We start from the raw sequence: 10,313 nt of genomic DNA, 5'->3' as shown, positions 1-10,313 counted from the left end.
AGCGGTTATACCATACCTCTAGCTGTATCTGGCGTTGAGCGAGAATATGCATCACAAACGCTGGAGTTTCCAGCAGTAATTGTGTACGGGTCTATCAGCCGTTTCACGGGAAAGGGTACTATTCGATAGTATTCAAACTAAGAATGAAATCAGCAGTTCAGAATTGATCAGTAGGCCCAGCTGATTCCTCGTCGACTTGCTCGTACATCTCATCCGGGAACGGGAGGCTGCCCCAGATCGAGTAGGGACACTGGTCCTGGCCGATACAGTAGCGCTGCAGATCGTCGTTATCGCAGTTCATCGGCAATGGCGTGTCCCCGTCGATGGTGTTCGAGAACTCGTAGCGGACCTGGTACTCGGTCTCCTGTTCGTCGTACCATGGCCACCGGGAGAAGACGTCCTTGAGGTCCGCGACGATCTCGTCGAGGCTGCTGTCTTGGTACTGCGGCAGCCACATCACCATCCGCGCGAAGTTGTAGAGGTCCTTCCGGACGGGCTTCTTCTCGTGTAGCCGCTCCTCCATATTCGCCATACAGGGGAGTTCAAAGAGGTCCTCGATCTCTCGCACTTCGATCTGTTCGGCGCCGGTTCCGGCTCGCCCGATTCGGTACGTATTGACGCGCCCGCCGCGATCGATCGTGACGGCCGAGTGGGACTCGTGGTCAGCCAGCGTCTTCGCGAGACTGCTCGGACTCGATATCCAGTCCGTTACAGAGGATTCCCACTCGTCCTCGGCGTCGTACGCCGTAACAGCTCGATAGAGCTCCTTCGCCGTGTGGAACTCGCCCTTTTGCGCCACGTCGTCGGGCGCGTCACTCAGGGCCCGCCGGAGGACGCGGATCGTCCGCTCCCCGCGGTCCCAGTTCCGCCAGATTCGCTCGTGATGGCCGGTCTCGAGGAAGCGGTCGATCCGCTCCGTAATCGCCGACTCGTTTGTGGTCAACCACGATAGCTGGTCGTCGGAGAGCCCGTCTTCTTGCACCCGCAGGAGCTTCTTGAACGCCCGCTCAGCGTAGTCCCGATACTTGCTGTCGAAATCACCGACCGGGACGTACAGGTTGTTGTCCTTCACTTGCGTCAGTATCTCTTCGCCATCGTCACTCCCCGTCGACGACTCGTCCTCCCGAACGAGACATTTGCGTGACGCCGCCGCCATCGGGATTTCGAGGTAGAGGCCATCCCCGAACTCCGGCATCTCCGTGATGCCCGTACAGACCCGGCCCGGGTGCGGGCCATCTTCACCGGGCTCCTTGCTGTACAGCACGTCGGCGATGTCCTGTTGGAGCGACCCATCGCCGTGGGCCCGAATGAGGGAGGCGAGATTGTTGACGTACAGCTCTCGGATGTCGTAGAGCACCTGGATGTTCCGGGGCGACGCGTGCTCGAACTTCGGGTGCTCTTTCACACAGATCGCACTCAGCGTCGCGAGCACAGCGAGTGTCCCCGGTTCGTCGACGAACGGCTCGTTGGCGGCGTCGGCACGAACCTGCTCTTTGAACGCCGCCGTCCCGAACCGCTCGACGTCGTTCACGAGGTCCTCGGGTTGGTCCTCGCCGTCGACGACGTATCGATTGTAACCACGCGTAAACAGCTGGTTGATCCGGGTCTCACCGTACTCCAGCGGGAGTGCCGCAACCCGATACGCCATGTCCTCGTCGTCGGTTGGGGTACTCGGACTCATTCGTCGATCACCTCGGGTGTCGCCGACCGAACGTCGAACGCCGGGCTCTCGATTGGTTGGACGATGCTGCAGACGTCGGCGTGCAGCGAGTAGGGCAGGCGAGCGACACGCCGGCGGTCGGCTGTCACGACAGGGTCGATAGGGATGTCGTACGTCTCGAGGAGGAGGTCGTTCAACACCTCGCGACTCTGCTCGTCGTATCGGTGCGCCGGACCGGTATCCAGCAGGTAGACGTGGACCCCCTGCCCGCTGTAGACGACCATCGTCTCCTCGGCGTCGAAATCGTCCACGAAGATGTCGCGCACCTCGAACCCGTACTCGATGGCGCGGTCGACATCTTCGAAGGCGTACGGATACCCCTCGGGAGCAGCATCGAGGATACCCGCAGCGTCGAGGAGCGCATCGTCGTCCCGATCGTGGAGGTCCGCCGACACCAGCTCCTCCGCTCTGTCTCGGGCGATCTCTTTCGCGTCGATGTCGACGAGGAGGACCCAGGGTCGTTCCCAGTGATCCAGCGCGTAGTAGACGGCGTCGGGTCGTGGGTCCGGTTGCTCCAGCACCTCCGGATCAGCAAGCGCGAACTTGCTCCGCCCCAAGGGGTCGTTGCGGGCTGGATGTCGAATGAACGCAACGACGTCCTCGAAGTCGTCGAATTCGGGCGTCGTTCGGTCCCCCGACGCATCTGTTTGCCACGTATCCCGCCGGATGAAGTCCTTGGCCGGCACCTCGTCTTTACGTACCGGGTGGGACTCGCGGAAGGCGACGGCGTACTGTTTCGGGCCGGTCGCCGTGATGAATTCCGGCAAGTCGGCCAGATAGCGGGGGAACTCCTCGGCGTAGTAGGCGTAAATCTCCTCGCGGGTCGCCTGTCGCCAGGTCATGGGTTGAGCTCTTGATCGAGATTTTTGAAGCCCCGAACGGTGGTCAGGCCCGCAGCATCGAACTCGTCGACGGCGTCTCTGATGGTCGCGAACGACCGTGCCGCCCGCCCGCTGACCCGCTCGTCGATCCGATCCGCGTCGGCAAGGCCCTCCAATACGTCGAGCGCCGTCTCGCGATTGTTGAAGGCCCAGATCGCGTCTGCGTCCACCGCGCTGAGTTTGTCGTAATCCTCGACCGGGGCGTGCCGGTTGTTACTCGCGAGCTCTGCTTCGCCGGCCCAGACGAGATCGCCGTCCTCGTCGATGCCGGCCACGTCCAGTACGGTGCCGTCGTCGGTTTCGTAGTACGGTTCCACGCGAACCACGTCGTCCCGCTGCTGGAGCCAGAGCTCGAGGAGCCGGACGCCAACCTTGTGTGGCGTTTTCTCGCCGAGATCGCCCGCTCCTGGCCCCGCCTTCAATTCTCTCCCGAGGAGGTCTCGACCGTCCGGGAGGACGGTGTAGTACTTGCGCCCCGCCGCGGAGTCCGCGTCCAGGAGGTCCTGCTCCGTGAGCCGCTCCACATGGAGGTCGTCGTATTCGTCCCGAAGCTGGCTCATCCTGTCCAGTAGCGTGTACTCGTCGTCCTCCCGGTTCATCACGTCGAGGACCCGATTCAGGAACTGGACGTCGTCTCGACTGAGCCCGCGTTGTTGGAGTTCGTCATCGGGGACGGGTACGCTGCTTTCCTGAACGGGTGTTGCCCCGTTCTCCGGCCCCGCTGCTTGGTCAGCAGCTGACTCCTCGTCCGTCTCGGTGGCCTGTCCGAACAGGGGACTCATCGCTGCCTCGTCTGCATCTGGGTCGCTGTCCGTTGCGGGCTGGGTGGTCGACGTCGACGCGTCCTCGGTCGTCGATTCGCTGATGAACGCGGATTGCGTCGGATCCGTTCCTGAGTCGCCGTCGGTAACCGAGCCCGTCGTCTCGGCCCCCGAACTCCCCCAGCCAGTCTCTTCCGGAGCAGTGCTCGACTCAGTCGGCTCTGTTAGCCCGTACTGGGCCTGTGTCCGCTCGACCATCTATCCCGAGTCAAACAAAGAGAAACTGCTTCTCATCACCGTATCCCGGTATATCGAACGATTATCGTGGGAGGCTGATGGTGGCATTCACCGTGCCTCGTTTCAGCGCCTCTCACGCATCAACAGCGAACAGGGTACAAGATCGGTGTATAACCGCTTAGCCGAAACGGACACAGACACTCACGTCTACGGGATGCCCGACTGGACACCGCCACCGGAGTTCGACGTAACGATGCACGGTGGATGGGATGGCGACTTTCGAGATTCGTGGTTCGTTGTCCACGTTCCAACGGATGACTCACTCCCACATGCTGCCCTCGTCGCTATCGAAATTGAGTCAGGCACATGGAAATCGCTCTGGACATACGATACAGAACGCGTTCAAGCGATTAATCGCCATATCGAACGAAGGTTGTAAGCTATCAAGCCAACAGTAATCGGTTCGCATGCTCTTTCTCACAGCTAGTTTACACCTATTTCAATTGCAAACAACAGCTTGTGAACTGTTCTATGACACCCTCTATTCACGGTGAACAGGAGCAACAAGAGAAGATGGCGCAGCACCTGAGAGATAATCTAGACTCGGTTCTCGAGATCCAGTTGACGGGAATGATGCATCCGGTATCTGTGACACCGGACCTTCCCGAAGAAGAGATCGTTGGTGACAGGCCTGCGAAACGAATACTAGATGAGCGTGGTGCTGACATCGAGGTTGGCGATAGTGCCCGATTCGGTTCAGACGCAGTCCACGGGACGTTATCTGAATTCAGTGATCAAATCGAAGCTCTTGAAGCAGCCCTGCGCACGTTGAGTGGTCAACTCGCCGTTGAACGACATGATAGTGGATTTTCGGAAGAGGATATTCGCCAAATTGTCCGAGATGAGATGTACGAGATTGTCCGTGAAGCAGTTGAAGAAAATCAATCCAACTGAGCGAGTCAGAGCGTCTCCATAGCCGAAGACACCAGTCCGGATCATAGGATTGGCTTTATGATGTCTACCTCATCTACTGGAGATTCAGATCTACCCGACATCATCAATTTCTTCGAGAGCCTCCGTGGCCACGTCCCCCAACTCGCCAGCCTCAATATGTGAGTATCGTTCGCGAACCATCTCCTCGGAATTATCAAGGTACCTAGCCGCAACGGTATATCCGAATGCACGAACGAGGACCTCGCCCATCCCACGTCGACCACCGTGCGGAGCAAGATAGTCGTGTTTCGGATGGTCGATGTCGACTTCGGCAGCCTCTGAGAGCTGTTGGAGAATGGACCGTGCTCCATCCGTTGTGATTGACGGCAGCCGAATGTCCTCGTCGAGCGCCAGTAGGTAGTCGCGAGCGTACTCCTCACGGCGTTCAGTAATTGCTTCTGGGGGTTCCCCTCGGTCAGCGAGCTCATCCTGAACGAGTCCTGCGAGCGTCCGTTGGTCGAACGTCGGAAACACCGGCCAGCGCTCCGTTGGTGGGTCCATCAGCTGGCGATAGCTTTGCAACGGCGAGATCACCGGGTCGGGGAGACTCGCAGCGTCCCACTGCTGTTTCTTCCGGTAGACGTCCATACTCCCGTCGTCGAGGGAGAGATCCTCCCACCGGACGCCGCGCCGGCGTGGGTCGTTCGGATCCCGGAGCAGTTCCCCGACGCGGACAGCGGTGTACGCGAGAACGAACACCAGAACCCGGTCACGAGCCGCCTTCAGCGCCGCGTAGCGTGCTCGCTGCTTGTCGAGTGGGTTAGTATCCTCCGGGAGCGTCGTGTACGCCTTGATGGCTTCATGGGCCTTTTCGTCGACGTGGCGGATGATCGCGTGGCGCTGTTCGGACGTCCAGGCCTGCTGGTCGCCGGGCTTGCGGCCGTCATCCTCCGGTAACGGAGCCATCGCACTCGCCCGTTGCGCGTAGTGGGCCTCGAGATAGCCCTCGTTGACGCACCAGCCACACCACGCAGAGATATAGCGGTAGTAGGTTTGAACCGTATTCTGCTTGAGGCCCCGATCACCAGCGAGGTGCCGAGCGTACTCTCGGAACACGCGTTCGTCGAGATCGTCGGAGGTCGGCTCGCGGTCGACGTCGTCGGGGACGATCCCGGTCCAGTCGTCTCGACCGCGGTCGCCGGCGGCCCACTCGGCGAATCGCTCAAGCTCGCGGGCTGCATTTCGTCGGTAGTTCCCGCCCTCACCACCGCGGCCTTTCCCCTTGTCCTGGAGGTAGCGCTCGAAGGAGCCCGCAAGTGTCTGATCGGAACGGTTTCGAGGTGTACCCGGAGTCATGATTCTTCGTTCGCGTACTGGTAGGTCGGACGGACGTCCTCGAGAAGCTCTTCGATGATTTCCCAAAGGATCAGAGAGGGGGTCTCGTGTTTGAATCTAATTCCCCAGCGATCCTCCGTATTGGCGGTTGAGTATTGAAAATGCGCCTGCCCGAGATCAGGATGATCCTCATCATGGTGCCAGCCGGCGTGAAAGCCCGTGTTCGGATCCGTGTAGTTGATACGGAACCAATCGTCTGGATCCTGTCGATACCACTTGATGGTGAGTTCCGGTGAATCAGGGCCTGTCGAGGGATCAAGACGGGCCGGATCGAAAACCGCTCGCAGCTGCTTGGCCTCGATATCATCAGGAACGAACTCGACCGCCGTGATCTGTGGCACACGATCGAGGACATCCCGCTTTAGCTGCGCATAGAGGTTCGCGTTCGGATCACCACCTGGGTGCGGGACAGACATCCGTTAGCTGTTGGCCTCAGCAGGTTCTATCGTCGGAGCGAGGAAGTCCCATTCGCGGATGGCGAAGCCAACGATCTGGATCCGTCGCTGCAGGTGCTCCCACTCACGGGCAATCTCACGGCGACGGTCTTCCTCGTCAGCGTCAAGGGACTCGTCAGCGAGCGTTCCGCGAAGTTGGTTCGGTGACTCAACGCCGAATTCGTCCTCCCAGTCGCGGATCTGCGTCTTCATATCGGCGAGCCGGTCCGTGAGCTCCTCGACAGTGTGCCCGCTGTCCCGAAGACGCATCGCCTCCTGCATCGCCTGACGACGATAATCCGGGTAGTACGTCGTGTGGGTGCCGCTCTCATCACGATTGAGAATACCGTCGTCGACGAGCCGTTCGAGGACGCGCTTGGTTGGTTCGTGTGACCAGTCCGCTTCGGAGGCGATCCAGTTAGCCGTCCGCGGCTCCGACAGCTGCCGGGCGGTCATCCGAACCCGGTCTTCACCCGTGGTCTGGCGTTCCATCAGGCTCTCAGAGGACCCGTCTTCGGTCATACAACATCGTTCGAGCTGCGTCTTAATATAGGTTGAGGCCATTAGTCCTATATTGAATTCTTTCTTCGGTATCGTCCCGAGCTCAGCTGAGGAGACTCGGAGAAATCCCGAACCCCGATCTCGGTGCCTCTACCCTTGGGGAAGCGCCGTCATGAGGCGGTTGCAGCGTTCGTGCTTCACCGATGGCGTCGGGGTAGTTCAAAGTGGTCGTGATTATTGAAGTAATCATGACCAGCTTTGTAGAAGGCCGTAACACCTGTATTCAGTCGCTAGAAGACCTTTAGCCTCTTTATTGACGATTTCTGTGTAGCTATAAACTGTATGTTGCTATAGCAATTTCAATAGGGGCCAGGGACGAGCGTCTTCTTCACCTTTGAACGGGTCATCGCCGTAAACGACATCGCCACGGTCAAAAATCGGTGTCTCTTCGTCCGTCACCGTTCATCCTCGACGCTCGGGTGGGGTTTCTGCGGTGCGTGCTCGCGCCACGCTCCCTTATCCTCTGTACCGAGTTGGTCGTTGAATAATGCGGTCGCCCGCTCGTACCCGCTGTATCCGTCGAGGCGCTCGGTGTCGTCAGTCACCGCCCAGTACGTCGCCTTGTGTTCGACTAGAGCACGGTCTTTCAACCGTGAGAGCGCGGTGCTGACTGCACCCTCGTCGACGCCGATCTGGGAGGCGATTTCGAGGGTCTTGAACGCTCGAACCTGGTTGGCGGCGAGAAATCCGAGGACATGATCAGGCACAGAGAGTTCTTCGAGCTCATCCTCGCTCGTTTTATCCAAGGTGTCTCGGTCAATGGACATCGTTGAATAGAGGTACGTCATCCGCCGTGAAGAGTGTTAGAAGTGAAAGCTACGAAACTGCTGAAGGAGAAATCGCGTTGATTATGAAGCGATTCGAGAATCGTATGCATTGAGACAATCGGTCTCAACTTCTGCCGTAGATTAGGCGTTCACAGTTTCGGGGATAAGCCAGTCTTATCTTAGATTACCGTTTATATGGTGCAATTAGCTGTTTTAATCGTCTGTAACAGATATCTGGTACAGATATACTAGACAGTACCTCGTTGAAAATTCAGATTGCCATCTGGTAGTTCTCTTGGATAATAGCCCCATGTCTGTCTTGTTCGTCTGTAACAGCTATCTGTGACAGTCAGCATGAAGTGACGCTCTCTGGAGTCTTCTTCTTACTAGTTTTAGTAGTAAACACTGGACACGGATATCTGTTATGTATATCTGTACCAGATATCTGTAATACTGTGGACTCAGTTTATCTGATAATTTGATTTTGCTCGGTCAGCTACCGTCCCAATCACAGACATCTGTAACAGCTATCTGTGCTGATTGGCTGTACCATGTGGGTCAGTGAAACAGATTTATGTAATCTGATGCCTCCATAGCTCTTCTAGGCACTTTCTGAAATACCACATGACTGCTACAGATAACTGGTACAGATACACGTCTGTAATGTCTGACACAGATTTATGTATACTCAGGTCGATCGTAGCTACACATGATAACGGCTGTAGTGTACTCGGAGTCAGGGGGGACGTACAAAACGACAATGACCGCTAACCTCGCAGTCGCCCTCGAGCGAATGGGGGCGCGTACACTGGTGATTGACCTTGATCCCCAGGAAGGGAACCTGACGAGCTTATTTGACGCTGGGACAGCCCGCAGTGATCCTGATGCTGATAACCTCGTCAAGCACATCCTTGATATGCCTGATGGGCCGTTTGATGACCTCATCGAAACGACCGATGAGGGAGTCGATATCATCCCGAGTCATGACATGCTTGGGGATTTCACGTCAAATCTTGAGCAGAAGATCTCCTATGAGACCGGCATGAAAAACATGCCTCGAGAGGAGTACCCACGGTTTGAGCTGTTATACGACCTCCTGTGGAAAACTCACTCACTCAACGACACGTATGATGCTATCCTCGTTGACCCGAATGCACGGGCAGAAGACTTGCTGTACAATGCGATATTTGCTCTACGAACACTTGTCGCCCCAGTTAAGCCGGCTGGAAAGGGGAATCTCAGCCTTGATGGCCTCGACGAACTCGTCGGAAATATGGAAACATCACTAGATATCAAGATCGGGCTCTCGTGTGTTGTTCCCTCTGGCGTCGGCCAGACAAACGCGCATAAGCAGTATCAACAGCAATTTGCTGACACAGACGCGTTCGCGACACCGGTAACCATTGGCAACCGGGAGAGCCTCATGGACGCGATGTGGGAAGCACGTGGCTCGGCGTTCAAAGTTGTCGAAGAACGCTGGAAGACGTTTACTCACGATGGGGAAATGGTGAGCGAACCCGGCCAGCGTCGAGTTCGAGATAGAGAGGTTGAAACACTTGAAAAAATCCTCGAGCTGGCTCACTTTGTTGCCACAGATACGTTTGATACTGAGGTGGACACTGCAGTAGAGCTCACTATCCAAGACTACGACACGAAACGCATCGCGTTGACTGATGACACGCAGACGGAGGCCCCTGCATGAGTAACTTCAAATCCGGCTCTGGTAACCTTGATTTCGGGGCAGACAGCGATGATACGGATACAGAAGATGCCCCTGAGGGGACGACGAAACCGTCGTCAGAAGCGACGGGATCAACCCGTGAATCAGTAGAGACCACTATGGGGACCAATTCATTAGAGGAGGAGACAGCGGGAGGACCTCCTGAATCGGCCTCTCCATCAGACACCTCAGCGACATACCCGTATTTCGTCAGGCGGAGCAATGTGGGTGATGAGCGAGATACCCGGTTAGAGATTCATGTCCGTGACACTGTGGCGGCCCGGGAAGGGCAGTTTAGATCTGTATTAGCTGACGCACTTGACGTGAGTGAGGTTTCGAAAACTGATGCACGAGAGTTCGCTCTACTCGCTGCGTACGAGCATCCAGAAGAAGTGGCTGAATTAATGAAAGAGGAAGGATTCGGCACTGTGTAATACGATATAGCGAGATATTGTTTATATTACCTCATTAGAATTATAATATACTTTAGTATTAATGAAAACCGCTGGCTATTCACGTGATGAGTGAGGATGCTACACTATGGCAACCGATCGCGTGACAGTGTCACTCGATGAGGGAGCGAAGGATGCACTTGATGATCTCACCGAACGCACGGGACACGGACAAAGCGAGCTGCTCAGACGGGCTCTAACCTTCTACGCGGCTAATTACCAGGCTGCCACGACCGATGCAGGAACCAAACTAGGAGATTATCATAAAATGCTCTCAGGGGGTGAGCATGTGCTGCTTGACGTTGACTTTCTACACTGTTTTCTTGACTACGTGAGGGTGTCATAGAACTCTTCTCACACCGTGATGATCGTGCTTCCCGGATTGTCTCCGCGTTCGTAGTTGGTGATAGCGACGACGAGGCGAAGGCACAGCGAGAGGAACACCTGTGCTC

9 protein-coding genes and 2 pseudogenes are annotated in these 10,313 nt (G+C 56.9%); 4 read left to right on the top strand and 7 right to left on the bottom strand.

Annotated features, from left to right (window positions below; translation table 11 throughout):
• Nucleotides 1-157: 157 nt before the first annotated feature.
• From ACWUI7_RS12300 to ACWUI7_RS12290, 3 genes and pseudogenes are all read right to left on the bottom strand, one after another.
• Nucleotides 158-1,681 carry a primase-associated protein gene (locus ACWUI7_RS12300; RefSeq protein ID WP_496642515.1) on the bottom strand — a complete coding sequence of 508 codons (1,524 nt, stop codon included), beginning with the start codon at nt 1,679-1,681 and terminating at the stop codon, nt 158-160.
• Complete coding sequence (locus ACWUI7_RS12295; RefSeq protein ID WP_496642514.1) at nt 1,678-2,562, bottom strand: bifunctional DNA primase/polymerase; 885 nt, start codon at nt 2,560-2,562, stop codon at nt 1,678-1,680. The genes ACWUI7_RS12300 and ACWUI7_RS12295 overlap by 4 nt, the downstream gene beginning before the upstream one ends.
• Nucleotides 2,559-3,620, bottom strand: a pseudogene (locus ACWUI7_RS12290) (ATP-binding protein); the annotation flags it as partial. The gene ACWUI7_RS12295 and the pseudogene ACWUI7_RS12290, both read right to left, overlap by 4 nt.
• A gap of 510 nt (nt 3,621-4,130) precedes the next feature.
• Between ACWUI7_RS12290 and ACWUI7_RS12285 the strand changes: the two are divergent.
• The gene (locus ACWUI7_RS12285; RefSeq protein ID WP_496642513.1) at nt 4,131-4,553 is read left to right on the top strand and encodes a hypothetical protein; all 423 of its coding nucleotides are present in this window, start codon (nt 4,131-4,133) and stop codon (nt 4,551-4,553) included.
• A 90-nt stretch (nt 4,554-4,643) separates the two neighbouring features.
• On the opposite strand, the gene ACWUI7_RS12280 is transcribed toward ACWUI7_RS12285, so the two are convergent.
• From ACWUI7_RS12280 to ACWUI7_RS12265, 4 genes are all read right to left on the bottom strand, one after another.
• Nucleotides 4,644-5,888, bottom strand: a complete 1,245-nt coding sequence (locus tag ACWUI7_RS12280; RefSeq protein ID WP_496642512.1) for a tyrosine-type recombinase/integrase — start codon at nt 5,886-5,888, stop codon at nt 4,644-4,646.
• Nucleotides 5,885-6,343 carry a hypothetical protein gene (locus ACWUI7_RS12275; protein WP_496642511.1) on the bottom strand — a complete coding sequence of 153 codons (459 nt, stop codon included), beginning with the start codon at nt 6,341-6,343 and terminating at the stop codon, nt 5,885-5,887. The genes ACWUI7_RS12280 and ACWUI7_RS12275 overlap by 4 nt, the downstream gene beginning before the upstream one ends.
• A 3-nt stretch (nt 6,344-6,346) precedes the next feature.
• Complete coding sequence (locus ACWUI7_RS12270) at nt 6,347-6,925, bottom strand: DUF7342 family protein (protein ID WP_496642510.1); 579 nt, start codon at nt 6,923-6,925, stop codon at nt 6,347-6,349.
• 392 nt (nt 6,926-7,317) lie between these two features.
• Nucleotides 7,318-7,689, bottom strand: a complete 372-nt coding sequence (locus tag ACWUI7_RS12265) for a MarR family transcriptional regulator (protein WP_496642509.1) — start codon at nt 7,687-7,689, stop codon at nt 7,318-7,320.
• A gap of 709 nt (nt 7,690-8,398) precedes the next feature.
• Here ACWUI7_RS12265 and ACWUI7_RS12260 point away from each other — a divergent pair.
• The 3 genes and pseudogenes from ACWUI7_RS12260 to ACWUI7_RS12250 form a co-directional block, all read left to right on the top strand.
• Nucleotides 8,399-9,391 carry a ParA family protein gene (locus tag ACWUI7_RS12260; protein ID WP_496642508.1) on the top strand — a complete coding sequence of 331 codons (993 nt, stop codon included), beginning with the start codon at nt 8,399-8,401 and terminating at the stop codon, nt 9,389-9,391.
• Entirely contained in the window at nt 9,388-9,843 is a 456-nt protein-coding gene (locus tag ACWUI7_RS12255) for a DUF7970 domain-containing protein (protein ID WP_496642507.1), read from the top strand. Before ACWUI7_RS12260 ends, ACWUI7_RS12255 begins: the two co-directional genes overlap by 4 nt.
• Nucleotides 9,844-9,949: 106 nt before the next feature.
• A pseudogene (locus ACWUI7_RS12250) lies at nt 9,950-10,195 on the top strand (ribbon-helix-helix protein, CopG family); the annotation flags it as partial.
• Between the last annotated feature and the right edge of the window lie 118 nt (nt 10,196-10,313).

The sequence above is a fragment of the Halorubrum orientale genome (assembly GCF_059623105.1).
This window is presented reverse-complemented; position numbering and strand designations above follow the sequence as displayed.